General features: G+C 56.8%; 25 protein-coding genes. 10 read left to right on the top strand and 15 right to left on the bottom strand.

The genetic code is table 11. From position 1 onward, the window contains the following. Positions 1-226 precede the first annotated feature (226 nt). Positions 227-1,489: an HlyC/CorC family transporter gene (locus HF945_RS04725; protein WP_290524602.1), complete on the top strand. Its 1,263-nt coding sequence runs from the start codon at positions 227-229 to the stop codon at positions 1,487-1,489. Between the two features lie 132 nt (positions 1,490-1,621). Here HF945_RS04725 and rssA read toward each other — a convergent pair whose 3' ends face one another. From rssA to HF945_RS04705, 4 genes are read right to left on the bottom strand one after another with little or no spacing between them, the layout of a single operon-like run. Beyond that, a complete protein-coding gene (rssA, locus tag HF945_RS04720; protein WP_290524601.1) occupies positions 1,622-2,545 on the bottom strand; it encodes a patatin-like phospholipase RssA in 924 nt (307 codons plus the stop codon). Beyond that, a complete protein-coding gene (locus HF945_RS04715) occupies positions 2,542-2,754 on the bottom strand; it encodes a DUF1289 domain-containing protein (RefSeq protein ID WP_290524600.1) in 213 nt (70 codons plus the stop codon). The genes rssA and HF945_RS04715 overlap by 4 nt, the downstream gene beginning before the upstream one ends. Beyond that, positions 2,747-3,286 carry a gamma carbonic anhydrase family protein gene (locus HF945_RS04710; protein ID WP_290524599.1) on the bottom strand — a complete coding sequence of 180 codons (540 nt, stop codon included), beginning with the start codon at positions 3,284-3,286 and terminating at the stop codon, positions 2,747-2,749. The genes HF945_RS04715 and HF945_RS04710 overlap by 8 nt, the downstream gene beginning before the upstream one ends. A 2-nt stretch (positions 3,287-3,288) precedes the next feature. After that, positions 3,289-3,930 carry a CoA pyrophosphatase gene (locus HF945_RS04705; protein WP_290524598.1) on the bottom strand — a complete coding sequence of 214 codons (642 nt, stop codon included), beginning with the start codon at positions 3,928-3,930 and terminating at the stop codon, positions 3,289-3,291. Positions 3,931-4,259: 329 nt separating this feature from the next. Between HF945_RS04705 and HF945_RS04700 the strand changes: the two genes are divergently transcribed. From HF945_RS04700 to HF945_RS04680, 5 genes are all read left to right on the top strand, one after another. After that, positions 4,260-4,799: a hypothetical protein gene (locus HF945_RS04700; protein ID WP_290524597.1), complete on the top strand. Its 540-nt coding sequence runs from the start codon at positions 4,260-4,262 to the stop codon at positions 4,797-4,799. Between the two features lie 51 nt (positions 4,800-4,850). After that, entirely contained in the window at positions 4,851-6,269 is a 1,419-nt protein-coding gene (locus HF945_RS04695; protein WP_290524596.1) for a hypothetical protein, read from the top strand. A 1,125-nt stretch (positions 6,270-7,394) separates the two neighbouring features. Next, positions 7,395-8,813 carry a hypothetical protein gene (locus HF945_RS04690; protein ID WP_290524595.1) on the top strand — a complete coding sequence of 473 codons (1,419 nt, stop codon included), beginning with the start codon at positions 7,395-7,397 and terminating at the stop codon, positions 8,811-8,813. A 296-nt stretch (positions 8,814-9,109) separates the two neighbouring features. Further along, positions 9,110-9,964: a hypothetical protein gene (locus HF945_RS04685; protein WP_290524594.1), complete on the top strand. Its 855-nt coding sequence runs from the start codon at positions 9,110-9,112 to the stop codon at positions 9,962-9,964. Positions 9,965-10,037: 73 nt separating this feature from the next. After that, positions 10,038-10,361 (top strand): hypothetical protein, encoded by a 324-nt coding sequence (locus HF945_RS04680; RefSeq protein ID WP_290524593.1) that lies wholly within the window; start codon positions 10,038-10,040, stop codon positions 10,359-10,361. Positions 10,362-10,503: 142 nt separating this feature from the next. On the opposite strand, the gene HF945_RS04675 is transcribed toward HF945_RS04680, so the two are convergent. Genes HF945_RS04675 through HF945_RS04660 form a run of 4 tightly spaced genes read right to left on the bottom strand, consistent with a single transcriptional unit; the run spans position 10,504 to position 12,849 of the window. After that, on the bottom strand, positions 10,504-11,343 hold the full coding sequence (locus HF945_RS04675) for a CsgG/HfaB family protein (protein WP_290524592.1): 840 nt from the start codon (positions 11,341-11,343) through the stop codon (positions 10,504-10,506). Positions 11,344-11,357: 14 nt separating this feature from the next. Next, positions 11,358-11,768: a curli assembly protein CsgF gene (locus HF945_RS04670; RefSeq protein ID WP_290524591.1), complete on the bottom strand. Its 411-nt coding sequence runs from the start codon at positions 11,766-11,768 to the stop codon at positions 11,358-11,360. Beyond that, positions 11,768-12,175, bottom strand: a complete 408-nt coding sequence (locus HF945_RS04665) for a CsgE family curli-type amyloid fiber assembly protein (RefSeq protein ID WP_290524590.1) — start codon at positions 12,173-12,175, stop codon at positions 11,768-11,770. Before HF945_RS04665 ends, HF945_RS04670 begins: the two co-directional genes overlap by 1 nt. Beyond that, positions 12,175-12,849, bottom strand: a complete 675-nt coding sequence (locus tag HF945_RS04660; protein WP_290524589.1) for a response regulator transcription factor — start codon at positions 12,847-12,849, stop codon at positions 12,175-12,177. The genes HF945_RS04665 and HF945_RS04660 overlap by 1 nt, the downstream gene beginning before the upstream one ends. 303 nt (positions 12,850-13,152) lie before the next feature. Here HF945_RS04660 and HF945_RS04655 point away from each other — a divergent pair, with 303 nt between their 5' ends. Then, on the top strand, positions 13,153-13,710 hold the full coding sequence (locus HF945_RS04655; RefSeq protein WP_290524588.1) for an NUDIX hydrolase: 558 nt from the start codon (positions 13,153-13,155) through the stop codon (positions 13,708-13,710). Positions 13,711-14,092: 382 nt separating this feature from the next. Here the strand turns inward: HF945_RS04655 and HF945_RS04650 are convergent, their stop codons facing one another. From HF945_RS04650 to purL, 4 genes are all read right to left on the bottom strand, one after another. Next, entirely contained in the window at positions 14,093-14,422 is a 330-nt protein-coding gene (locus HF945_RS04650; RefSeq protein WP_290524587.1) for a YqfO family protein, read from the bottom strand. A gap of 9 nt (positions 14,423-14,431) precedes the next feature. Beyond that, the gene (locus HF945_RS04645) at positions 14,432-15,136 is read right to left on the bottom strand and encodes a PaaI family thioesterase (protein WP_290524586.1); all 705 of its coding nucleotides are present in this window, start codon (positions 15,134-15,136) and stop codon (positions 14,432-14,434) included. A 2-nt stretch (positions 15,137-15,138) separates the two neighbouring features. After that, positions 15,139-15,816 carry a PaaI family thioesterase gene (locus tag HF945_RS04640; RefSeq protein ID WP_290524585.1) on the bottom strand — a complete coding sequence of 226 codons (678 nt, stop codon included), beginning with the start codon at positions 15,814-15,816 and terminating at the stop codon, positions 15,139-15,141. 189 nt (positions 15,817-16,005) lie between these two features. Further along, positions 16,006-19,881 carry a phosphoribosylformylglycinamidine synthase gene (purL, locus tag HF945_RS04635; RefSeq protein ID WP_290524584.1) on the bottom strand — a complete coding sequence of 1,292 codons (3,876 nt, stop codon included), beginning with the start codon at positions 19,879-19,881 and terminating at the stop codon, positions 16,006-16,008. Between the two features lie 408 nt (positions 19,882-20,289). Between purL and mltF the strand changes: the two genes are divergently transcribed. After that, entirely contained in the window at positions 20,290-21,693 is a 1,404-nt protein-coding gene (gene mltF / locus HF945_RS04630) for a membrane-bound lytic murein transglycosylase MltF (protein WP_290524583.1), read from the top strand. A gap of 184 nt (positions 21,694-21,877) precedes the next feature. Here the strand turns inward: mltF and HF945_RS04625 are convergent, their stop codons facing one another. Beyond that, positions 21,878-22,720 (bottom strand): DUF72 domain-containing protein, encoded by an 843-nt coding sequence (locus HF945_RS04625; RefSeq protein WP_290524582.1) that lies wholly within the window; start codon positions 22,718-22,720, stop codon positions 21,878-21,880. Further along, positions 22,720-23,199 (bottom strand): hypothetical protein, encoded by a 480-nt coding sequence (locus HF945_RS04620; protein ID WP_290524581.1) that lies wholly within the window; start codon positions 23,197-23,199, stop codon positions 22,720-22,722. The genes HF945_RS04625 and HF945_RS04620 overlap by 1 nt, the downstream gene beginning before the upstream one ends. A gap of 1,431 nt (positions 23,200-24,630) precedes the next feature. On the opposite strand from HF945_RS04620, the gene HF945_RS04615 reads away from it, so the two are divergent. Beyond that, positions 24,631-24,846 (top strand): DNA-binding protein, encoded by a 216-nt coding sequence (locus tag HF945_RS04615; RefSeq protein ID WP_290524580.1) that lies wholly within the window; start codon positions 24,631-24,633, stop codon positions 24,844-24,846. 281 nt (positions 24,847-25,127) lie between these two features. Further along, positions 25,128-25,913, top strand: coding sequence for a hypothetical protein (locus tag HF945_RS04610; RefSeq protein ID WP_290524579.1), 786 nt, complete (start codon positions 25,128-25,130; stop codon positions 25,911-25,913). Here HF945_RS04610 and HF945_RS04605 read toward each other — a convergent pair. Next, positions 25,910-26,461, bottom strand: coding sequence for an SOS response-associated peptidase (locus HF945_RS04605; RefSeq protein WP_290524578.1), 552 nt, complete (start codon positions 26,459-26,461; stop codon positions 25,910-25,912). The genes HF945_RS04610 and HF945_RS04605 overlap by 4 nt on opposite strands. Between the last annotated feature and the right edge of the window lie 14 nt (positions 26,462-26,475).

Here is a 26,475-nt window from a genome sequence, read left to right as displayed (position 1 = left end):
GAATAGTGAATAATGAATAACGCCTCGAGACGGGTTTTCATGTTTTGAAACGCATGGAGCCGCGCCCAGAGTTTGGGCGCGGCTCCATGCGTTGCATCAAGACAATCGCTGCTCGCGCAGCTATTAATTATTCATTATTAACTATTAACTGATCCCCGCCTCCTTGACACCCCTCACCCCCACCCCGAACAATATCCACCCAACTGGCGGATAAACGACTCTTCTCTTGGATACCTTCTCTGACGGGTGGCTGATTGGCGCCCTGGTCTTTCTGGTTCTTGGCTCAGCCTTTTTCTCCAGCAGCGAAACCGGCATGGTGGCCATCAACCGCTACCGGCTGCGTCATCTGGCCCGCCAGGGGCACAAGGCGGCTGCCCGGGTGGAGGGACTGCTCAAGCGCACCGACCGGCTGCTGTCGGTCATCCTGATCGGCAACAACTTCGTCAACAATTTTGCCGCCACCGTGGCCGCCATTCTGGCCATTCGCTGGCTGGGTGACAGTGGCGCTGCGGTTGCACCCGTGGTGATCACCATCATCATGCTGGTGTTTGCCGAGATTACCCCCAAGACCTTTGCAGCCATGCGCCCAGAGCGCGTGGCCTTCCCGGCCAGCGTCGCCCTCAAGCCATTGCAGACTCTGCTGGCGCCGCTGGTCTGGCTGGTCAACGGCGTCAGCAACATCCTCCTGCGCCTGGCAGGCATCAACGCCAATGAGCAGGGCGACGACCACCTCAGCCCCGAGGAATTGCGTACCGTGGTGAATGAGGCCGGCGGCCTGATACCAGAAAACCACCAGAAGATGCTGCTCAATATCCTTGATCTGGAGACAGTCACGGTGGAAGACATCATGGTGCCGCGCAACGAGATGGTGGGCATCGATCTGGAGGATGACATGCATGACATCCTCACCACCCTGCGGGCCAGTCAGCATACCCGCCTGCCGGTCTACAACGGTGACCCGAACAACATGATCGGCCTGCTGCATCTGCGCAAACTGAGCCGGTTGCTACTTAAGGAAGAGATCAACAAGGCGGAACTGATGCAGTACACCGTCGAGCCCTACTTTGTGCCTGAGGCCACCACCCTGCATCAGCAGTTGATCAACTTCCAGAATGCCAAGCGACGTATCGGCATCGTGGTGGATGAATACGGCGATGTGCTCGGCCTGGTCACCCTGGAGGATATTCTTGAAGAGATCGTGGGTGAATTCACCACCGACCTGGCCGCCACCAGCCAGGACATTCATCCCCAGGAAGATGACACCTACGTCATCGACGGCTCCACCACCCTGCGGGACATCAACCGCACCCTGCAATGGGACCTGCCCACCGACGGCCCCAAAACCCTCAACGGCCTGATCCTGGAGTACCTCCAGGACATCCCCGACGCCAACATCTCGGTCCAGATCCTCGATTACCAGATCGAAATCCTGCAAGTGAAGGACAATATGGTGAAGGCGGCCAGAATGAGGAAGGCAATGAACAGTTAACAGTGAATAGTGAACAGTTCGCGTGCGAAATGTTTGTTTTCTGTTGGGAGTCTCTGCCCGCGCCCCACTTTGGGCGCGAGCATCACGGCTTGAAAATCAAAGGCGGTGGACGCGGCTGTTAACTATTCACTGTTAACTGTTAACTGCATTCCCCACCCACCCCCGAATATCCGCCTCATGCCGTTTCACCAACGCCCGGCCTTCTTCGATGGCTTCCTTGGCGCGGTGAAAGTCCATCAGGGCGAAGTCTTCCAGTAACGGCACCAGGGTCACTTCCGGCGGGTCGCCGGCCATCCGCGAGCGGGTGATGCGGTCCTGCATGATGTTGATGCTGGACGCCACCACATCAAAGAACCCGGGGTCTTCGCCGTCTTCGGTAGAAAAGTAATTCATCACCTTGTGCCAGATGCTGCGCTCTTCTTCCGAGCCCTCTTCCCCTTCCACCTGGCTACGGGTGTCCCGGGCCAGGTGCCCGCCAACCAATTGTGCGTTGAGGTTCACCGCAATCACGATGTCCGCGCCCATGGCTCGGGCGGCTGACACCGGCACCGGGTTCACCAGACCACCGTCCAGCATCCAGCGCCCCTGCAGGTTGAACGGGGAAAACAGGCCAGGCAACGCACAGGACGCCCGTGCGGCATCCAGCATGGGGCCCTTGGTAATCCAGATTTCACGGCCGGTGGTCATGTCGGTCGCTACCGTAACCAGCTTTTTCTCCAGATGCTCGATCTCGGGGTTTTCATGGTGTTCACGGAAAAACCCGAACAGCTTCTCTCCTTTTACCACGCCACCGGAAAAGCTGATGTCCAGCAGCCCCACCACATCCTTGACGGTGAGATTCTTGACCCATTCGGCAAACTGATTAAGCGTTCCTGTCACATAGGCGCCACCAACAATGGCGCCAACCGAGGTGCCGGCAATCACCTGGGGCTCGATACCCATTTCTTCCAGCGCCTGAATAACACCGATATGCGCCCAGCCGCGGGCCGATCCACTGCCCAGGGCCAGCCCGACAACCGGCTTGCCGCCACTCTGGGTAGGGGTTCCATTGCTCATTCGCTTGCCTTCTTGCTTCTCACCACGCAGGGAGCAGGCTCCCCGTTCATGCGTTGCTCGATGCGGCGAAAGACCTCGTCTTTCTCCTCATCGGTCAACAGCCCCCAGATGGATATCTCGCCGCCAGAGCGAAAACACCCCACACAGATGTCATCCTCATCCAGCGCGCAAATGGACACGCAAGGAGACACTCGCTGACGGTCAGTCATGATCGAATCGTTCGTCCACTTCCAGGTTCTCACGGAATTCCTTGGCATGGGCCACGTAGTGCATGCTGCTCATGGTCAGCATGGCCTTGTGCCCCTCGGTAATTTCCTTGACCACCTTCGCGGGCGACCCCATCACCAGGGAATTATCCGGGATCTTCATACCCTCCGGGACCAGCGAATTGGCACCGATAATACAGTTCTTGCCAACCACCGCCTTGTTCAGCACCACCGCATTGATACCAATCAGACTGTTGTCACCGATGGTACAGCCATGCAGCATCACCTTGTGCCCCACGGTGACATCCCGACCGATCTTCATGGGCACACCGGGATCCACGTGCAGCACGGCACCATCCTGAATATTGGTATTCTCGCCAATTTCAATCAGATCATTATCCGCGCGCAGCACGGCGTTGAACCAGATACTGGTGTTGCTTTCCATCACCACCGAACCGATGACGGTGGCATTCTCGGCAATCCAGTGCCCACTGCCACGCTGTTCCAGCTGGCGGCTGCCAATTTTGTAAATCATGCTTATTGTTCCCTGTCTGCCGGCCAGTGAGACACATCAAATTCGATACCGGCATCGTATACGTGATTGATCAAATCCAGAATCATGAAGGCCGTCAGCCCCCATATCCGCTTGTCTTCATAGTAGTAGCTGGGAATGCGAAAACGCCGGCCGAAGAAATCGATGGGGCTGGACAGTTCCGGGCGCTCTTCCAGAAAGAACGTCAGGGGCACCTGAAAGATGGTCTCGATTTCCCCTGGCTCCGCCTGCAGCTGTGCATCGGGGTGCACAATCCCCACAAAGGGTGTGACCTTCATGCCATAGCGTGACGCAATGGGGGACAACTGCCCCAATACATCTACGTACTCGCGACTCAGGCCCACTTCTTCTTCCGTTTCCCGCAGGGCCGTCATCAGCAAGCTCTTGTCCTCCGGATCCCGCTTGCCACCCGGAAAAGCCACTTCACCGGCATGGGTGGGCATGGAGCTGGAGCGGACTGTGAGGATCACCCGGGGCTCCGGGGTGTCCACCAGCGGCATCAACACCGCCGCCTCTGGCAGCGCCAGCGGCAACTCAGTGCGTTGGTAACCAGGCAAACGCTGCCTGAGCAAGTCGAGCACACCACTCTCCGGACCCATGGATTCAAACGGTAGTTTGAACAGCATCAGCCGCTGCGGCAAGCCTTCAAGCAATCCAGCGTGAAAGAAAGGTATACATGCAGAGCCTGTCCAGCACTACGGCCGTAGCTAATTTCCTACACCGCAAGGCTATCCCACGATTTAAACGTAAAACCCGTGAAAAATAGCTTTTCCAACATCTACACGACATCAAACACCCCGCTGCAACAAGGCCTGGGGAGATATTGCTTACACCACAGAACTAGAACCACGTCACAAATTCGGCACCCGAGAGCAATATCCACCAGCCAGGAATCGAGCAAGACTCACTGGGCGAGGAAGAAAAATGTCATGGAAGACATTTGAGGGAAGGATTTATGAATACCAGGGTACTTAATCATCAAGGCCGCAGAGCCCTTTTCATGGCACTTTTGACGATGTCAGTCTCCGCCATGGCCACCGACCTTTCGCTTTTCGACGAAATCCCTCTCCATAACCGTGCAGACATTTCCCAAACCGGCGCCGATCTGTTCGCGGCTGTCTATCAGCGTGGCAATAACGCTGCCACCGTCTCCCAGGCTGGATCCAGCCACGACGCCCGCCTCTCCCAGAGAGGCTATGGCAACCAGGCCGATCTCATCCAGCAAGGCACAGGCCAACAAGCCGACATCACCCAGCTCGGCTGGGAAAACCTTGCAGTCGTCGCCCAGTACGGGTTCGGGAACATCGTCACCATCGATCAGAATGGCAGCTTTAACACTGCCTCCATCGAACAACTTGGCCAGTACAACGTGGCCGAAATCGCTCAATACGGGATTGGCAACTACGCTGAAATTTCACAGCGTGGCACCGCCCAAGGAGTTTCGGTGTCCCAGTTCGGGGCCGGAATGTATGTCTCCATTCAGCAATGGGACTAGATAAATTGCACCACTTTTATTTTGCCTAAGACACGATGAGGAGAAACACCCATGAACGTAATGAAGCCCCTGGCTGTTGCAGTTCTGGCCGCCATTTCCAGCGCAAGCTGGGCCGTAGGTGACACCGCCACTACCAGCCAGACTGGCAGCGGCAACACTGCAACCACCACTCAAAGCAACACCGATTTCAACGATGCCACCGTTTCCCAGGTGGGCGACAACAACAACGCGGATGTGCTGCAAACCAACAGCAGCGACACCCAAACCGCTTCTGTGGATACCACTGGTAACGATAACGATGCCAGCATCTCCCAGAACTCCAGCGCCTCAGTGAGCGGCTCCATCCTGCAAGCCGGTGATCAAAACACCGCTGAGATCAACCAGGACGATGCGGAAGGCAACACCTTCAGCTCTTCCGCCTCCATCAACCAGATTGGCGGCTCATTTGACAATGATGCCACTGTCACCCAGACCGGCACCATCGATGCTGACGCCACCGTGACCCAGGATGGCGGCGCGGGCAACACCGCCACCGTGACCCAGGGACTGGACGCTTTTGTTGATGCCACCATCACCCAGACCAATTCTTTCGGGTCCGATGCCGCCATCACCCAGGGTGCAGCATCCTTTGCCAGCGCTGAAATTACACAGACTGACACAGGCAATGCCTCTGCCAGCATCAACCAGCTGGTTGACACCTTCTCCACCGCATCCATCACCCAATCTGCCGGCATTGATAACGTTGCCACCATCGACCAGGTGGTTGGCGGCGACCTGTCCGCAACCGTGGACCAGTCTCTGTCCAGCTTCGCCACTGCAGATGTGGATCAAACCGGCCTCAGCCACACCGCTACCGTCAGCCAGACCAACATTTCCTTTGCCTCTGATGCTGTCGTTGATCAAAGCGGCAATGGTAATGACGCCACTATCACCCAGAACTTCTCAGGTCTGTCCTCTGCCATGATCACCCAGACCGACAACGGCAACATGGCCGATATCGATCAGCAAGGCTCCTGGCAAAGTGACGCCACTGTCGATCAGAGTGGCGACAACCACATTGCCAACGTTGATCAAGGCCTTGGCGACCGCAACTCTGCCACCGTTACCCAAACTGGCAACGGTAACGAAGCTGAAGTGGACCAATCCGGCTCCGACAACCTGGCCACGGTTGACCAATCTGCTTCCGGCAACTATGCCCAGGCGCACTCTCATGGCGGCAACGGCATCATCGATATCGACCAGTCTGCTGATGGCAACTTCGCACAGGTTGAGCAAACCGCACCTGCCGAGTACGGCATTGCGACCATCAACCAAAGCGGCGCCGACAACTGGGCCTACATCGAGCAAAGCGGTGTTGGCGCATTCGGTAACGAAAATGTTGCCACCATCCTGCAGTCTTCAACCATGGACACCGCGTCCATCTTCCAGGCTGGCGGTGGCGGCAACAACGCCCTGATCAACCAGAACTAATCCTTCTTCGTAAGGCATAGTTCACTCCGGGGCCGCAAGGCCCCGGTTTTATTTTAGGGCGTGCTTCGCTATTAAACTGCATCATCCACGCCAAGCCGCCAACCAGAATCCACACCTCTCTCACCGCAAAACCTGAATATCCACATCCCGCCAGCCGACCTTCAGACAACCAGGGGAATCACTGTCGAAGCGCAACCCAAGGGCTCAGCTTCAAGTATCCGGTCTAATCTGAGGGGAAAAACAACCCTGATTGCTCCCATCTGGCGAGCACCGTATCGGTTAAGGAGCCTCTGAATAACTCCTTGCATATTCAGCGTGGCCTGAAGCGCACAGCTGCTGAGCCTTGCCTCGATGGTCAGGGTGGCTCCCTTTCCAAGAGGCAAGGCTCAGCAGATGTGCGCTTCAGGCCCACTGCTGTGCCACAGTTTCATAAAAGTCCTGAGAAAGCGGAGGCGCTTTCTCTTGTGGGAGCTCTCAGTGCTCGTCAGGGTATGCTTGCAAGCGAATAGCTCTTGCCGCACCCACATTCGCCTGCAAGCAGGCTCCCACGAGACGGGCATCTGCGAGAGTCACAATGCGGCGGTTAAATCCTGTTCCCCTAAACAGCGAAACCCGCCGGCTTGCCAGCCTGGCAGGTTTCGGGCTTCGCTAAGTCAATCTGTGGGACAGCAGTGGCTTCAGGCCGCGCCTTTATGCCCGAACGGGGGCTCCCGGGTCTTTCAGGCTGATCCACAATCGTTGTTGCCTTGTTTTGAAGGTATGAATCTATAAAGGCAACCAGCATGTCTTCAAAAGTGCCCCCTCTTAAACTTGGCCGAAGAGGGGCGAACCAGCCTGAAAGACTGAGCATGCAAGGAGTTGTTCAGAGGCGCACTAATGCCGATGCCACCGGCAAGTAGACAACGTTTAGCCATCACATCCTGATCTGCAAATCCTTCCTATACCAACAGCCCCGAAACCCTTCTTCTTTCTCATCTGAGCGTATTAAAAATAAAATTTTAAATTGGGCTTTGGGACCAATACTTAAAATTCATGACCTGTATCACACTGAATTTGTGCGATTCAAGACAACAAGCATTTTACCTCGGGTCGCAGGATGCATACCGAAAAATGAGGAGAAGGGATATGAACGTAATCAAACCATTGGCTGCCGCCATCACGCTGGCCCTGGTCAGCGGTGCCTATGCCGCTGACAACACCGCAACCACCAGCCAGACAGGTAACGGCAACAGCGCGACAACCACACAGTCCAATACCGATCTGAATGACGCCACCGTATCCCAGGTTGGCGATGACAATACAGCGGATGTGCTGCAAACCAACAGCAGCAGCCCGCAAACCGCATCGGTGGACACCACCGGTAATGACAACACGGCAAGCATCACCCAGAACTCCAGTGCTTCCGTGGTTGGCAGCGTTCTGCAAGAAGGCAGTGCCAATAACGCCACGATCAGTCAGGATGATGCAGAAGGCAACACCTTCAACTCTTCTGCCTCCATCAGCCAAGTGGGTGGCTCCTTTGGCTCTGACGCCGAAGTGAACCAGAACGGCACGCTTTCCGCTACCGCCACAGTCACCCAGGATGGCGGCGCCTTCAACACCGCCACGGTGAATCAAGGCCTGGACGCATTTGTCGATGCCACTATTTCACAGACTGACTCTTTCGGGTCTGATGCCACTATCAACCAGGGTGCAGCCACGTTCGCCAGCGCCGAAATCACCCAGACCGCGACCGGCAATGCCTCTGCCACCATCAACCAGTTGGTTGACGCCTTCTCCAGCGCCAGCATTACCCAATCTGCCGGAGTGGATAATGTTGCAACTATCGACCAGACACTGGGCGGCGGGCTGACTGCCACTGTTGATCAGTCACTCTCCAGCTTTGCCACCGCCGATGTGGATCAAACCGGACTCAACCACAACGCCACGGTCAGCCAGACCAACATCTCTCTCGGATCCGATGCAGTGGTTGATCAAAGCGGTTCCGGCAACGATGCCAGCATCACCCAGAACTTCTCAGGCGGCTCTACGGCCATGATTACACAGACCGACAGCGGCAACATGGCAGATATCGACCAGCAAGGCTCCTGGCTGAGCGATGCCACCGTTGACCAGAGCGGTGACAACCACATTGCCAATGTGGACCAGGGCCTCGGTGACCGCAATTCTGCCACCGTGACCCAGACCGGCAATGGCAACGAAGCCGAGGTCGATCAATCCGGTTCCGACAACGTGGCGACCGTTGATCAATCAGCCTCCGGCAACTACGCCCAGGCCCATTCCCATGGTGGTAACGGCGTTATCGACATTGACCAGACCGACGTTGATAACTATGCCGAAGTAGAACAAACCGCACCGGCGGAATACGGCATTGCCACAATCAACCAGAGCGGCCCGGACAACTGGGCCTACATTGAGCAGAGCGGGGTTGGCGCCCTGGGCAACGAAAATGTTGCAACCATCCTGCAATCTTCAACCATGGATATGGCATCCATCTATCAGGCTGGCGGCGGCGGTAACAACGCCCTGATCGACCAGAACTGATTGTTGCAAACAGGACCGGGGCTCAGGCCCCGGTTTTTTGTTTAAGAAGGCGCCGAATACATGGAGACCAACAACCAGCTTGTGGACGCCCGGACCTGCCCAACAGGCGCACACTGGGCGGTTACCCCTGAAATTCAGTAATTCCGGCTAATTCCGCTCCACTATCAGCTGTTACAAAATCGGAATATTCGATAACGCAATTTCCAGACGCCACGCAAACCAGGATTTTCAGCGGCACCGGTGCCCATTGTCGCAGGACGCAACAATCACACCAGGGATAGACGGGGGCGGATATCATGCAACAATCAGTCTTTGTCTTTACCGCAATCGTGTTGCTTACCCTGTCAGGCCACAGCACTGCAGATAATAGCGTCACACTGGTTCAGAAAGGGACGCATAACGACGCCCAGGCATCGCAACAGAATGCAAAAAAAAGCCACATACAAGCCCTGACAGAGGGTGACCATAACCAGGTAGAGGTTCGCCAGCAGGATGTTCACTCAACATCCTCTATCGTCAATCAAACCCATTTCTCACAGGCAAACCTTGCCACCATCAAACAGGAGGAACTGCTGTCCGGCGAGGCAGAGATCCACCAGAGTAATGGCAAAGAGGATACCGCTTCCATCAATCAGGCGGCCTCAGACACCCTCGATGCCGAGATATACCAGCAACACAGCGACGCGTCGGAAAGCCGAATATCGCAATCGAACAGCGGCGTCACGCAAGCGCATATTAGCCAAGAGTCAGTAGCCGATAGCACGGCTTTCATTGACCAGCACAACAGCCTGCAAAGCAGCGCCAGTGTTTCCCAACAGGAAAGTGATCACTCGCTTGGAAACATCAGCCAGCAGCATGCCAACAACAGCCAGGCCCACATTCAGCAGCGCAACAGTGAGGGCGCAGGCAATACGGCATTCATCGAACAAAACGGTGGTGACGAACTGAGCGCCACCCTTGAGCAGGATGGACCTGACAACTGGGGAAAAATCCGCCAGACCGGCGACGATCAGACCGCAATTATTGAACAACGATCCACCGCCCCTTCCCTGCCAGGCAATAATGCCTGGATCATCCAATCATCAGGGGCAAATGAGGGGCGCATATTGCAATTCGGGGTTGATAACAATGCATCGGTACATCAGTTTTAAGCGATCTCAGCAACAGCGCTCCGGAACACGGTCCTTGTTTCTGGCCATCGTATTCATTGCAGGAGTCTCGCCCATGCCCACAGAAGCTGCAACAGATCACTGTCAGCTTGACGTCATTCACACCGCGGAGCACGCTTTGTCACGGTATCAGCTAGCACTGCAATGCCCGACCCAAGGAAAAGCTTTCCGCTATGAAATCAGCGTCAACAAGAAAGGTCCTGCCGGGAGCAGTCGTACCAGTCAATCAGGTAAGGGCGTGATGGACGCTACAACCCAGACACTGGGAAACATCAAGGTTAATACCTCGCCACAAGACAACGTGGAAGTGACCGGGATGATTCGTGACAGCGACAATCAGATTATTGCCGAGATATCAAAAGTATTTCCGCCACAATAGGCCTCAGAGCGTCTTTGCATCTCGCTTATGACTGTCAGGAGTGCCCGCCCTGCGGCGCACCACCATGCATCGCCGGGGTCACCGGGAAAGCATGATGCATTGGTGCTGCGCCCGGCAGGCACAGCCGCCAAGCGCAAACTTGTTACTGCTGTCGGAATGACACAGCGTACTGCTCAATAATGTCACTACGCATATCATCCGGGTTCTTGAGCTGCCAGTTTCCGTCCAGCACACCCTTGACGATAAGATGCGCAACTGCTGCCTCAACCGCCAGCTTGACGCATTGCTGAACCGGCTCATTGGTGGTCACTCCGGCCTCACTCTCCAGCAGCTCCTTGAAATCGATGTACTTATAGACACCGACCTGGAGCTCCTTGCTATAGATCGTTTTCTGGGTAGAAACCGTATTGATGATTCTGCCGGTACGGACATCCACGGCTCTCAGGTTCACCGTCACCTGGTCGGTGCGATACTGCTCGGACGCGCCCACACCCAGATAACGCGCGCCCAGCCCTCCTGTCTTGATATTGGTCTCGTAGGCAACAATCCCGCCCTGAAAGAGAATATCCGAGGAGAACAGATCCGGGACGTCGGCTATCGCTGCGCCCTGTTTTTGCTTTTTCTCAACAACTGCACGAGCAATTTTTCGTTCAGTGAGTAGATCCTGCAGTCCCTCACGCTCCAGCGTCAGAAACCACCCCGAGCGATTCAACGCATCAATCAGAAATGCCGCAGCACCTTGTGTCACCGCTGTGGAAAAGGATGATGCTGGCGCAGGACGATACTGCCCTGTCAAATCGCGAAAGCTGTAAACGGAAGCCATGATCCGGCCCTTGGGCGCCGGCAGTTTTTCCAGGTCCTGGGCAACTTGAGATTTTTCAACCAGTGCGGGCGCTTCAGGGTCCAGAGGAGGAGTCACACAAGCAGATAATGAAAGCGCGCAGGCAAGCACTAACGCGCCTTTTATTTTTAACGTAGCCATAATCTTCCCTGATTCTAAAAAGTGTCCGGCACCAGGCCATCCACTTCAATTTGGGTCACTTCCCCGGTATTGATGTCCTCAATGAGAATGGACAACACTCCCTGGTCATCCAGAATATTGATAGCAAAGTCGTCAGTCACAATGCTGCCCTCATTTCCGTCACCCACATCGGCAAGCAACTGACTCAGCAATCGGGACTGAAGCGATGACGTCAGCCGATCCAACTCTGATGGCCGCTCAAAACTTGAAGAAGACGCATTGGGGTCCTTGAAGTCATTCTGTGCCTGCGCACTGCCCAGCAAGTGAGACCCGTTCAGTGGGTTACCACCGAAATTGGGATTCACCGGCTGGTAGACAAGCTCACTGGCCACTGCGGCAGCAGGCAGGGATAACGCCAGCATGGCGCTGGCAAAAATACGTTTCATTAGTAGCCGTCCTTGGCCAGGTCTGGATTATCAACGAGGGTATTCAGCAGCTTGAGACGCCTGACCTGATTCTCAACTGACTGCACCAATGCCTGAACACGGGCATCTTCCCAGTTGGATGCAAAAGACAAAATAAAGCGGGCCAACTGGGTGTCCGCTCCTTCAATGGTGATGATGCTCCCGCTTCGTGCAGAAGGCTGTTCATGAATGCTGACCGTGAAGGGAGTGTCCGGGTAAAGATAATGTCTCTGATAGGCGAACTGTTGATGAAAACGCTTGCCAATCGGCGTAATCGTCTTGTCGACCACAACGCCCAACTCTGACTCAAGGCCTGAAGCGACTACCGAATTCGCAGAGAGCGTCAACCCAAGCCACACCACCAGAAGGAAGTGTCGCTGAAGTTTCATCAGCGATCTTCTTCTTCCAGATGGTTTTCATGTACCCAGCGCATCACACCAACGCGGTTCTTCACGCCCACCTTGCGATAGAGACTTTGCAAATGAGCTTTCACTGTGTGAGTACTCAAACACAGCGCATCGGCGATTTCGTTGTTGCTCATGCCACGCACCACGTGATCCAGCATCTGACGCTCACGGCTGGTCAGGCTTTCGAACACATGTCCGCATCGGGTAGGCGTTTTGCGGTGGCGAACCAGGTAATCCATGTAGTTACGAGGGAACCAGCTACGCCCCTTGCACACCACATCAATGGCCTTGGAGATCAGAGTGTCATTATCCTGCTGATAGATAACACCTTTAACAACCGGCCAGTTCAAAAGGAAAAATATATTATCCTTCCGATCTGCGTTCACCAGTATTACCCGACACATGGGCATCTTTTCCTGGACGCGTCCCAGTAACCGCTCGATCTCTGCAGATGAGAAGTCCAGCACATTGATCAGTACGAGATCGTCCTGAATCTGGTCGCAGAACAAATCATCACGGGTAATCGCCGTACAGGCCACGCCACGCTGGTTCTCTATCGATTTCGCCAGCAGGCGAATCGCCAGATTGTTGCAATGAGAAACAACAAGATAGGTTTTACTTTCGTCACGCGTTCCCTGCGCCATCGAAACATCCATTTCCGAGTCCCCTTTCCCGTCTGCAATGAATTGCGATCAGGAATTTCCTTCCCTTTGTTAACCTGACCGTGCGGTCAGATGACTGGCTACTCAGCCCGGACGACTAGTCTAGGACTAACCCCAACGGGCTCGCATTAATCCTTATGGCTATTTTTAACAATTGCAAAATTGAGACATTGCTCACGGAATAGCCATAATTTTTTATACACCGAGGCAGGCAGATTGCCCATACCCCGGATAGGGTATCCGGGGAAACTCCTGTAGAATCAGCCCCTGCACAGCCGGCAAGATAAGTGAGATTTCATGCGTTTTTGCAGCCATTGTGGCCATTCAGACCTTCAATTCACCATTCCGGAGGGTGACAACCGGCCACGATATTGGTGCAAAAATTGTCAGACAATACACTACCAAAACCCCAAAATCGTGGTCGGGGCGGTGCCTGTGTGGGATGGCAAGGTACTGCTTTGCAAGCGCGACATCGAACCTCGCAAGGGGTATTGGACCCTTCCCGCTGGCTACATGGAGAACGGAGAGACCCTGCAGGAGGGTGCAGCCCGGGAGACCTGGGAAGAGGCCTGTGCCACCGTAGCCATTGGCGATCTGTACACGGTTTTTAATCTGCCGCACATCAACCAGGTGTACGTGTTCTTCCTTGGCCGGATCGAAGACGGCAAATACGGTGTCGGCGAGGAAAGCTGCGATGCAGGCCTGTTCAGCCTGGACGAGATCCCCTGGGATGAGCTGGCCTTTCCCACCATCGGCCGGACTCTGCGTTTTTATATCGATGATCTGCAGAACGGCACCTTCCCGGTACGCTGCCAGGATATCGCCCCCTTGCAACGACGCCCCAGCGAAGATTGATGGACAGCGGGTGGATGCCTGATGCCTGATGCCTGATGCCTGATGCCTGATGCCTGATGCCTGATGCCTGATGCCTGATGCCTGATGCCTGATGCCTGATGCCTGATGCAAAAAGGCCCGCCCGGTACCCGGGCGGGCCTTTTTGCATCGGTAAAACCCTCGCTATACCCCACCGTAGGAGCTCAGCTCGCCTGAGCGATCCGAGCCTAAGCGAGGTAAGGATTCCAGAAACCCATCTCGAAGATCAAACCCCAAACCGCTTTCCATGCTTCTGGTTTTGCCCTTCGAAACTCGCTTCTGGAATCCTTACCTCGCTTAGGCTCGGATCGCCTGCAGGCAGGCTCCTACAGCGGCTTCGTAGCGCACCTTATATAACCGGTAGCTATGCAGGCAACGGCTCCAGCCGGAACAGATCGATGGCAGGTTCTTCGTAGGGGTGCGCCAGGCGCAGGGCACTGATGGCGGCGTGCAGGAGGGACTCGGTGACGATAGTTTCCACCCGGTACTCGGCCACGACTTCGACCTCTCCCTGCTCTCCAAGGAACGGCAGACTGTCATCAAGCGGGCGAAACTGGCCTTCACCGCGGACCTGAAAGGCACAACAGTCGTAGTTGCCGATATGTCCGGCTCCGGCGTCAAACACCGCCCGCTTGACCTGCTCTACATGGGTTTCCGGCACATAAAAACACAGCTTGTAGGTCAGCTCCCTCATGATGACTCCTTATACGCGGATAGCAGCTTCCAGGTCAGCGTATTCAGGCTTGAGACGATAGTCACCGCGGCTGGAAATCCAGATCCCTTCCGCGGCCACGGTCTGCTGACCATCCACCCACACCGATCCCTCACAGATCAGCTTGCGACCCTCAATACGCACTGGTCGAGCTTCAAACTCTACCGGTTTCCCCAGCGGTGTGCCCGCCAGATAGCGAATCTTCAGGGTACCGGTGACACCGATCTGCTCGACAAAGTCCTGTGTCTTGGCCAGCACAATATCCAGCGCCAGGCCAATCACACCGCCATGCAAACGCCCAGGTGGCCCCTGAAACGCCGGGCCAAAGGTGGCCTTGCCGCGCACCCGGTCTTCCTCCAGCCACAGTTCCAGTGGCGGGGATATCGGCGAGGCCTTGCCGGTGAGGATTTCAAAATCCACCAGGTCAGTGACATCATCCACCGAGCCCTCACCATCCAGAAGCCGTCGCAGCGTGGTGGCATAATCACGCTGACCGTGCTCGGCCAAGGCCCCGCTCAGGCTCTGGACCTGTTCGATATAACCGCGCAGGGATTCTTCCGACGCATCCAGCCGCAGTACCTGTTCATTCAGTGCTGCCAGCGCCCTGCCCAGCTGGCGATGCAGGACCGCGCGCTCACCCGGCTCCGGGGTTTCGGCCACGCGAATATCACGAAAATGGTATCGGGAATCGCTCATGGTCAGCCCAGGCTCTTGGGAGTCAGCCACACCCCTTCCGCGTGAACGGTCTGGGTTTCACCGTGCCAGATGCCACCCTCAATAAAGATCTTGCGGCCTTCCTGACGCACAATATGAGCGCGACAGTGGAGGGTCTCTTCAATGGGAGAGCCCGCCATGTAGCGGATATTCAGGGTGCCGGTGACGCCAAGACGGAACGAGGCATGCATGGCCCGGGACAGCACCGCATCCAGAATCCAGGACACCACACCACCATGCACCCGCCCAGGCGGGCCCTGATACTGCTGTCCCAGCCACAGTTTGCCTTCCACCCCGTCCTGGCTTTCCTTGAGCCAGTCGATCTGCGGCGCGATGGGGTTGGCCCCGCCACCCACCGGGTCGTAGTCCATCATGTGGTAGAGATCGCCAATCGTCGCGGCACCGGTGAACAACTTGCGATTGGCCTGACGGCTGTCCCGCCGCTCAGGCTCCCCCACTGTTGCCACCAATGCCTCAAGCTGGTCTGCCCAGTCCGTCAACGTGGCCTCATCCGCTTCCACCCGGATCAGCCGCTCGGAGAGGCTACGAATGGCCTCACCAATACGACGACGCTGAACAAAATCATCCGGCACCGGCTCGGTGGCATAGGCAGTGCGAAGCTCGAACGGACCGTAGGTTTTTTCCGGTTTTTTTTCGGACACAGGAACACCAGTGAATAGTTAACAGTTAATAGTGAACAGCGAAAACGCATTCAAACAACCGTTTGATTCTGAACACCCGTGCCGCTCCCGACAAGATCAATAAGTGCCACAAAAAAGGCGGAAATAGCCAAGCCATTCCCGCCTTTTTGTTCAGCTGTTAACTATTAACTGTTCACTGTTAACTGCTTTTTACCCCACCCACTTCCGTGCATTGGCAAACATGCGCAGCCAGGGGCCATTCTCATGGCCGCGCCAGTCATCCGGGATCCAGCTGTTCTGCAACACGCGGAACACCCTTTCCGGATGCGGCATCATGATGGTCACCCGGCCGTCGGTGGTGGTGAAGCCCGTCACCCCCTGGGGCGAACCATTGGGGTTGGCCGGGTACTGTTCGGTGGGATTACCCAGACCATTGACGTAACGCAGGGCCACCAGTTGCTGCTCGATGTTGCGGTTGAGTGCATCATCCGCCAACTCCACCCGCCCTTCACCGTGGGCCACGGCAATGGGAATACGGGTGCCGGCCATATCCTGCAAAAGGATGGACGGGGAATGCTGGATCTCCACCAGCGAGGTACGAGCCTCGAACTGCTCGGACAGGTTGCGCACGAAGCGCGGCCAGTGCTCGGCGCCGGGAATCAGGTCCTTCAGGTGCGACAGCATCTGACAACCGTTACACACGCCCAGGGCAAAGGTATCTTCACGGAAGAAGAAACGGTTGAACGCATCGCGCAGGGATTCGTTGTACAGCACGGTCTTGGCCCAGCCGCCGCCGGCACCCAATACGTCACCGTAGGAGAACCCGCCGCAGGCCACCAGGCCTTTGAAGTCTTCCAGCTTGACCCGCCCTTCCAGCAGATCGCTCATGTGTACATCGATAGCATCGAAACCCACACGATCAAACGCGGCGGCCATTTCGGTCTGGCCGTTGACGCCCTGCTCGCGCAGGATCGCCATCTGCGGACGCACACCGGTGTTGATCATCGGCGCCGCCGGGTTTTCCGTCATGTCAAAAGTCAGGCGCACGTTCAAGCCCGGGCCATTGCTCACTGGAATGGCGTCGAATTCCTGACGGGCGCAATCCGGGTTATCACGCAGGGCCTGAATCTGATAGCTGGTTTCCGCCCAGATGCGCTGCAGATCACGGCGCGGGGTTTCCAGCAGGATGCCACCGCCAAGCCGTACGCGAACCACATCGTCCGCATCCACACGGCCAAGGCGAGACACACACTGCTTGAGGCCGGCCTGATCGTAGCGCTTGAGCACTTCATCAACATGCTCTTCAGCCACCTGGATCACCCCACCCAATTCCTCAGCGAACAGAGCCGCCACCGCTTCCGGGGTATCACCGGCAATGTTATCCAGACTGATGTCCAGCCCGGTACGACCCGCGAAGGCCATCTCGGTGAGAGTAGCAAACAAGCCACCGTCGGAACGATCGTGGTAGGCCAGCAGTTTGCGCTCGGCCAGCAGTTGCTGGGTCACCTCAAAGAAGGCAATCAGGTCCTTGGCATCGTCCAGGTCCGGCGCCACGTCTCCCACCTTGCCGTACACCTGGGCCAGCGCAGAACCGGCAAGACGGTTCTGGCCACGGCCCAGATCCAGCAGCAGCAACTCACTGGCCACATCGGTCTTCAGCTCCGGGGTGACGGTCAGATCAATATCGGTAACGGTGGAGAAGGCGGAAATGATCAGTGACAAGGGTGCAGTGACACTCTTGTCGATCCCCTTGTCTTTCCACACCGTGCGCATGGACAGGGAGTCCTTGCCCACCGGAATAGCAATACCCAGCTGCGGACACAGTTCCATACCGACCGTCTTCACGGTGTCGAACAGGGCCTGGTCTTCGCCCGGGTGGCCCGCCGCGGCCATCCAGTTGGCGGACAGGCGGATCTGCCCCAAATCACCAATGTGGGCACCGGCAATATTGGTAATGGATTCCGCCACGGCCATACGGCCGGAGGCCGGTGCATCCACCAGTGCCACCGGGGTACGCTCCCCCATGGCCATGGCTTCACCGCTACGCTGATTAAAGCCGGTAGCGGTCACTGCACAGTCAGCCACGGGCACCTGCCAGGGACCGACCATCTGGTCTCGATGAACAAGACCGGTAATGGAGCGGTCACCAATGGTGATCAGGAAGCTCTTGGAAGCCACGGTGGGCAGGCGCAGGACACGCTCACCGGCTTCTTTCAGGTCAATGCCATCGGTGGTGAACGTCTGGCGCTGGAAGTCTTCGCGCTCAAAGCTGCGCTGCATTTTCGGCGGCTTGCCGAACAGCAGGTCCATGGGCAGATCCACCGGCGGCTTGCCGAAGTGCTCGTCGCTGACGGTAAGATGCTCTTCGCTGGTCGCCTCACCCAGCACCGCGTAGGGGGTGCGCTCTCGCTTGCAGATGGCGTCAAAGGTATCCACATCCTCGGGCATCACCGCCAGCACATACCTCTCCTGGGCTTCGTTGCACCAGATTTCCACCGGGCTCATGCCGGGCTCGGAGCTGGGGATACGGCGCAGCTCCAGCTTTGCGCCCATGTCATGGTCGTGGACCAGCTCGGGCAGTGCATTGGACAGCCCCCCCGCACCCACATCGTGAATGGAAACAATGGGGTTGTTGTCACCCATGGCCCAGCAGCGGTCGATCACTTCCTGCACCCGCCGTTCGATTTCCGGGTTGTCCCGCTGCACAGAGGCAAAATCCAGGGCTTCATCGGACTGGCCGGAAGCCATGGAACTGGCCGCCCCACCACCGAGACCAATCAGCATGGCCGGGCCACCGAGCACAATGATCCGCGCGCCTTCCTTGATGGGATCCTTTTCCACATGGCCATCACGAATGTTACCCATGCCCCCGGCGATCATGATCGGCTTGTGGTAGCCGCGCATTTCATCACCGTTCACACCCGGCGCCTGGATTTCCAGGGTCCGGAAGTAGCCGCACAGGTTGGGGCGACCGAATTCATTGTTGAATGCTGCACCGCCAATGGGGCCTTCAATCATGATATCCAACGCTGAGGCAATACGGCCAGGTTTGCCATAGCCGGTTTCCCAGGGCTGCCCGTAACCAGGAATATTCAGGTCGGACACCGAGAAGCCGGTCATTCCAGCCTTGGGTTTGGAACCCCGACCGGTGGCGCCTTCATCGCGGATTTCACCACCGGAACCGGTTGCTGCCCCTGGGTGCGGCGCGATTGCCGTGGGATGGTTGTGGGTTTCCACTTTCATCAACAGGTGAACAGGCTCGTTGACGAATTCATAGCGGGCAGAGCCCGGCGCCGGAAAGAAGCGATCGGCCACAGGGCCTGCCACCACGGAGGCGTTGTCTTTATAGGCACTGAGCACGCCTTCCGGCGCGTGCTTGTAGGTGTTGCGGATCATGCCGAACAGGCTCAGGTCCTGTTCTTCACCGTCAATGGTCCAATCTGCATTGAAGATCTTGTGTCGACAGTGCTCGGAATTGGCCTGGGCGAACATCATCAGCTCGGCATCCGCCGGGTTACGCCCCAGCGCAGTGAATTGCTCCACCAGGTAATCGATTTCATCGGCCGCCAGCGCCAGTCCCAGCTCGCCGTTGGCGGCTTCAAGCGCGGCGCGACCGCCCCCCATCACATCCACCGTGGACAATTCACGGGGCGCGTGATGGGCAAACAGGGCTTCGGCGTCGGCCAGTTCCGCCAGCACCACTTCCACCATGCGGTCATGAAGCGCCGCCGACAGCGCAGCGCGGTCGCCCTCACCCGCCAGACGATATTCGATGCCACGTTCCACACGCTCAACCTGGGTCAAGCCCGCATTGTGGCAAATATCGGTAGCCTTGGACGACCAGGGCGAAATCGTGCCTGGGCGCGGCACCACTACAAAACGCTGCCCCTCAACCTCGTCCTCTTCCAGTGACGGCCCATACTCCAGCAATCCCTCCAGCACCTGCTGTTGGGCAGCGTTCAGGGATTCATGAAGAGCCACAAAGTGAACATAATGGGCTGAAATGGCAGAAATCCCGGGCAGGGATTCCAGCAGTTTTTCCTTACGAAATGCGGACAGGGCCGGGCTTCCGGAGAGGATCAGCATAGTGCGCCTTATCTGATTAACCAGTGGGGGGTTGGGGGCTGCCCAATTCAGGGCCGCAATGATACGGGATTTGACCGCCCATCGCAGCCTTCAGTGGGGGTTATTTAAACGATTTGGGCCGGTCACATGCCGGTCATACGACACACCTCAGAAAAAGGGCTATTTCCTACGCCGCACGCCTGATAAGCAAAATAATGCTCTATTCGTGACTTTTAAAATTTGTGCAAAAAACCAGCTATTGTCCGACAAATGGTTACATATCAGGGGCTTGCCAATGATAGAGTGCGCACCGTCTTTCGTGATATAGATCACATATAGGACGAGACGTATTAGTTGCTGAAATAGCAACCCGGTCGACGTAAGGCAGTATCGGCCTGTCTGGATAACCTGACAGAGGTAGCCCCAAGGATGACGGTGTTCTTCCGACACAGTAAGCATCTCCTGGCCTCGCTGGCCCTGTTCAGCGTGATTGGCCTGATGCTGGCTATGCGCCCCACGCCTTCCGCCATGGAGCGGGTGATGGCCCGTGGCGAGCTGGTGGTGATGACTCGTCCGTCCAATACGACCTATTACGAAGACCAGCATGGTCACACCGGCATGGAATACGAACTGGCCAAGGGCTTTGCCGACAGCCTTGGTGTGAAGCTCAAGGTGCTGGAATCCAGCGATCTCTCCTATATTCGCTACGCCATTCGCAAGGGCACTGCCGACATTGCCGCGGCAGGCCTGGTCAACACCCCGGAACGCAGCGAAGGTCTGCAGTTCACTACCCCGTATCAGCAGGTCGACTCCCTGGTGGTACGCCGTCTGGACAGCCCCCGCATCACCGATGTGGATCAACTGGTGGGCCATGTTGTTGCCGTGCCGGCCGGTTCCAGCCACGCCGAACTACTGATTCAGGCTCAGCTGGAAAATCCGGCACTGGAGTTCATCGAAGTGGAAGACGCCACCCCGGAGCAGTTACTGGCACTGGTGGAAGATGGTGAGGTGGATTACAGCCTGATTCATTCCAACACCTATTCATTGCAGCGCGCCCTGTGGCCGGACCTGATTGCCGACTACACCCTGGCCACAGACCTGCCGCTTGCCTGGGCCCTCAACCCCAAGGATGACCAGAGCCTGTACCTGGCCGCTCAACGTTACCTGACCCAGGTGAAAGCCGACGGCACCACGGCCAAGCTGGAAGACCGCTTCTACGGGCATGTGGAACACTTCAACCTGTATGCCGCCCGCAGTTTCATGCGTCATCTGGAGCAACGCCTGCCCCGTTACGAGGAACTGTTCCGCCAGGCCGGTGAGGACAGTGGCTTCGACTGGCGTCTGCTGGCCGCTGTAGCCTATCAGGAATCCCTGTGGGATCCGGGCGCCATCTCCCCCACCGGGGTGAAGGGCCTGATGATGCTCACCAACGACACCGCTCGTCAGATGGGTATCAGCGATCGTACCGACCCGACCCAGAGCATCACCGCCGGCGCCGCCTATCTGCGTCGCGTACATGCCAAAATTCCGGACCGCATCCCCGAGCCCAGCCGCACCTGGATGGCGCTTGCCTCATACAATGTAGGTTTTGGTCACCTGGAAGATGCCCGAATCCTGACCCAACGCCAGGGCGGCAACCCGGACAATTGGCAGGATGTGAAGCAGCGTCTGCCCATGCTGGCCAAGCCGGCCTATGCCAGCCAGCTCAAATACGGTAACGCCCGGGGCGGTCAGGCAGTGGTCTATGTCCGCCACATCCGCCGCTACTACGACCTGCTGGTGTGGGCGGAAAACAGCCGCCGTCGCGATGAAACCCGCATCGCCCTGAACTAAAGCAGTTCAAAGTTGAAAGTTGAAAGTTGAAAGTTGAAAGTTGAAAGTTAAAAAGCGCGGTTAAGGTGATCATGTATTTGACGCCGTGCCCGCGCTCGACCTTTGAGCGCGGAGCCACTGACATAAACCCGGCACCACCCCGGTCTCGCGTTTCAACTTTAAACTTTAAACTTTCAACTCTTCTCTAGAACAATCCCGGCTGATCCACCTGCCTGCCCAATGGCAACGGTTCTAGCTCCGGCATCACCTCCTGCAACATCCCGTGCCACAGTTCCGCCAGCGCCAGGGCATCGCCGTTATCCGGCATGTGAATGTACATGTAAGGGGACCACCCCTGTGAAACCCATTGCGCCACTCGCGCAACCCAGGGCTGCAGAAACGCCGGATTGGCCTGCAAATCGGGATGGCCGATGAAGCGGATCACCGGGTCTGCGTCCACAGGCAGCACATGCACCGGTACCTGTGGTTTCTTGCGCTGGGCATCGGCGGTGACCTCATCCCGTGCCAGCACACTGAACAGGGGGCGACTGTCGAAGCAGACCCTCGCCGTGTTGCGCGCCCGCAGCCCCTGGTTCAGTAACCGCTCACTCTCCCCCTTGGAAAAGAACGCTAAATTACGCACCTCCACCGCGCAGTCCAACGGTTGTGGCAACCCATCCAGGAAGGACCACAGGTTATCCAGTTGCTCGGGGCCGAATGCCGCAGGCAATTGCAGCAGAAAAGGGCCCATCACTTCACGGAGCGGCGCCATGACTTCCAGAAAGGCATCCACCTGCCCTGCCACATCCTGCAGCAAGCAGTCATGGGTAATCGCCCTGGGAAACTTGAACTGGAAGCGAAAGTCATCAGGCACCTGGGCGCGCCACTGTTCACTCTGTTGCTGGCTTGGAGTGGCATAGAAGGTGGTGTTGCCCTCCACGCAATCAAACACCCGACTGTAACGGGCCAGAGCGCTGCCACCCTCTGGCAGCCGGTCATTCCAGCTGGGATGTTGCCACTGGGGGCAGCCGAGACGATAAGGGCGCATCAGCAGGCCTCCCGGGCATAAAACCCGGATTGAGCCAGCACACTGCGCATCCGTGACACCCGCGCATTGCTTAGCTGCCGATAATCCGGGTACGGGGACAGCAGCAGCATGCGCTCCCCATCCACCGCAATCTCCCCATCGCCAGCCAACGCCTCCGGCTGACCGGCAAGCGCACCAAAACGCGCCAGGTTGGCCTGTCCGGCAATCCAGTGCCAGCACTCCCCTGGCTGAAGAAAGGGCGAGAAACACAGCGCCGTATGCGCAAACAGATCATCATCACGAAACACCCGCCACGCGTCTTCAACCGGGCTTGCCACCTTGGCCAGCAGATTGATGATCTTGCGCCAGTGGTTGGAGTTGGCCGCAACAATGGCCTGGGCCGATGGCGCATGGCAAAAGTTCTCCAGCCCTTCCGGGCGGTGAGGCAGATAGAGCACAAGGCGTGCAGCTGGAGAGCCGAGGAAATCCGGTGCAGACATGGTGACGCAACGTATCGGGAAAATAGAGAGAGTCTAACGCGAAAGCCTGCGTCCGTCCGCGGCAATCCAGGACGCCCGCAGAAGCACATTACGAGGCACGAGTTGCGAAAGCCTGAACAACAGGGGCATTCCGGGTTTTGCTTTTCGAAACCCGCTTCTCGTAACTCGAAACCACCACCGAATCCATTGCGGAGTCTTCACCGCCTTCGCGTTCCAGGTGCAGCGGTTGCGTGATGCAGGCGCAGAGCGGCTCAAAAAAAGGTTCATCGCAGAATTTCGGGAAAGGGGCCTAGCCAGGGTTAGCTGAAGGCGATTTCGATCTTGATGTGGGAACGTAGCGTAGCGAAGTAACGCACGGAGTGCGGCCCGAAGGGTGAGCGAAGCGAATAACTTGCTTGCAAGCGAAGCTTTTCCCGCAATCGACCTAAACCCCTTCGCCTGCAATCAAGCTCCCACAGCGACAGTCGGGCAGCGCTTGCGGATACGGGTGCTCAACAGGCCCCGCTATGAACCAAAAAAAGGGCCTGTCGCAATGCGACAGGCCCTTTTGAAATTTGGTACAACCGAGTGGACACGAATACCACCAACAACCCATTGTTTTTATTTGACATTACAGCCCTTATGTCAAACTTATACCCCCATTTATACCCCCAGAATTGGCCGGCTGGACCGTTTATCGGCTCGCTTTGTGGGGCGCCTCATAACCGCCGGCCCAGTCGTTTCAAGGGCCGGCTCGGAGGGCACTTTGGCCGGCCCTCCCCCTCATGGTCAGTTTGTACGATGCATCGTACACTGCCTGGCCACTACGGGCCGGAGTCAGCATTTCCAAGCAAGGCGCCCTCAAACCTTAGTGTTCGGCAGCCCTGCCCACCTGGATTCCATGGTTCAACATTCTCTACGCGCGCAGTGACCTCAAGAAAACCTTCACCCAACCTTTGATTTTCTGGGGTAGCGGCACCCAGGCCGCTTTGATTAATTTTGATTCCTTTTCAAACTGGCCGGCAGATCCTCGCGCGTAATGACCCGGATAAAATCATCGGGCCATGTCAAGTTTTGACCAGTAGACGAAGCGTATACACCAGCCAAGCCACGGATCGACGTTTCAGGTTTTTTCAGGTTCCAGCCCTTCCCGATGTCAGCATTTGTCAACATTCAGGCCCAGCTGCAGGCTCGCCCCCCTCCCTCCTCCCGATTCCAGCAAACCTTATGGAAACCTTAGGGTAGGCCAGCAGCACCAACCCCAGCATTAACGCGCGTAAGGGGTGCGAACCTAGGTGCGAAGTGCGCAGTTGAGTGCGCACCCTCTACGCGCGTAGTGATGTCAGATAAATCTTCCCGCCAGCCGGCCTCGCGCGCGTATTGGTCGCAAAACACAGCGGTAACCATGTCCCTGTGGTATAGCTATCTGCCACATAACAAGGGGAAATGGACATGAGAAAGACCGAACTCATCAAAATCAGGGAATTTCAGCGCCGGGTATGGGGAGAGAACGGAACCCCGCTCACGGGCCAGACAATCAGGGATCAACTGAAGCGCGATGTGCTGCCCGGGGCTCAGATTGGGCGCCTATGGTTTGTGGACTGGACCGCCTACCAGCGCATGACCGGTAACGCTCTGGCAGATAGGGTGCTCAACTCCGGTCGGTAGCCCTCGCGCGCGTATACATGCGCGTAGCTGTCTCGAAACCCTCAGATGGTAGGCTGCAGGCGATTCAGAATTGCCAAGGTCAAAATGAGCTGTTTGCTCGGAGACACCCGCCGCATATTCGCTGACTATCAGTCGCTGGCCTGCCATGACTGGAGAGAACCTGGCCGGCGACGGGTAAAGCCATGGTCTCAGGCCACCAGCCCTCGGTCTGTAAGCCCTCGCCTATCCCGGTGTAGGATACCCACCAAAATAATCGTACGTATCAAGGAAGAGAGGGATTCATGGGCAAGGGGATTCTGTGGGCTGTCGGCATCGCAGCGATAGTGATACTCGCCGGGGTGTTCGGGGCATACGCCAAGCAATTTAGTGAGCACGCTATAGGAGGCCCAGCTGAATGGGGCATGTTCGGGGACTTCGTTGGTGGGCTGGCTAACCCTCTACTGGGCTTCCTGACCATCTTCCTACTGATAGTCTCGCTGTACTACCAAACTCAAGAGCTGGCAGCCACTCGAGAAGAGCTGGCTCAATCCAAAGAAGCGATGCAGCAAGCCAATGAACTCCACGACAACAGCCTTTTGATTCAATCCAGAAATAATCTCAGGCTTCAGCTGGAGCCAGCATTCGAAAAATGCATCTCAAACTTTCATGATGGTCTACAAAAAACCGCTTTGGTGAGGATTGACGACCGTAGCATCCATCTCAGTTACAAGAGCGTATTAAACATTCTTTCTGGCAGGACTGAATCCAACATAGAAGGCATAAACGATTATGTTCTGTCATCGCAGATAAACTGGCGAGACTCAGGCTGGTCAAGCATAGCACAAGGAATGAGGGCGCTATATTTGGAAGCAGCTGAAGCTCTAGTTGCCCTCATTGAGTACTCAGACAGTGAATTGGTACTCAGCCCGTCAATGGAGAAATTCAATCACGCCAAATTAACTATGGGGGTTGGAAGGATATATGACGAGCAAGCCCTGCAGGCAATCGACATGAGCCTCGAAGAAGCGGTAGAGAGGCGCGAAAATATGCCGTTCCCTCCATACCACAAGAAAGCCACAGTCTACTAGCGAAGGCCAATCCCGACAGATCCATCTGCCAACGGGGCCACCAGCTGCAGCACCTCCTCCACGGATCCGGATAGCCACTGGTCCAGATGTTCCGGAGCCACAAACTGTGGCATGCGATTATGGTACGGAGCGCATTCCTGATTCGGGTGGATGGTCAGGGTAACCAACCTGGTGCCCTCCTCCCCCGGGAACAGGATCCCGCCCATCAGGAGCGGGTTGCCGTCAGCCGCGGCGAAGCGGTACTTCTGCTTGCGGCTCCCGCCTTCGTCCCGCCATTCGTACCAGCCGGAGCACGGCACCACACAGCGGCGCTCAGCAAAGGCCTGCTTGAAGGTCTTCTTCTCGGCTACGGTCTCGCCCTGGGCATTGATGAGGAGCTTCTTGGCCCAGGCGGGCTGGAGACCCCAAGTGGTGTTTGTCTGGTGTCGGTCACCGCCGATGACGGCAACGGTCTGGGTAGGCCGCAGGTCGTGGTTGGTGTGCAGGTCCAGTTCAATGTTCAGCGTGTCCTTCACCCACTCCCGAACTGGGCCCTCATCGATGTCCATTCGACCGCACATTA

Source organism: Alcanivorax sp. (genome assembly GCF_017794965.1).
Classification (GTDB): domain Bacteria; phylum Pseudomonadota; class Gammaproteobacteria; order Pseudomonadales; family Alcanivoracaceae; genus Alcanivorax.
Note: the sequence above shows the minus strand (reverse complement) of the source record. Positions and strands in the feature narration are given on the sequence as shown.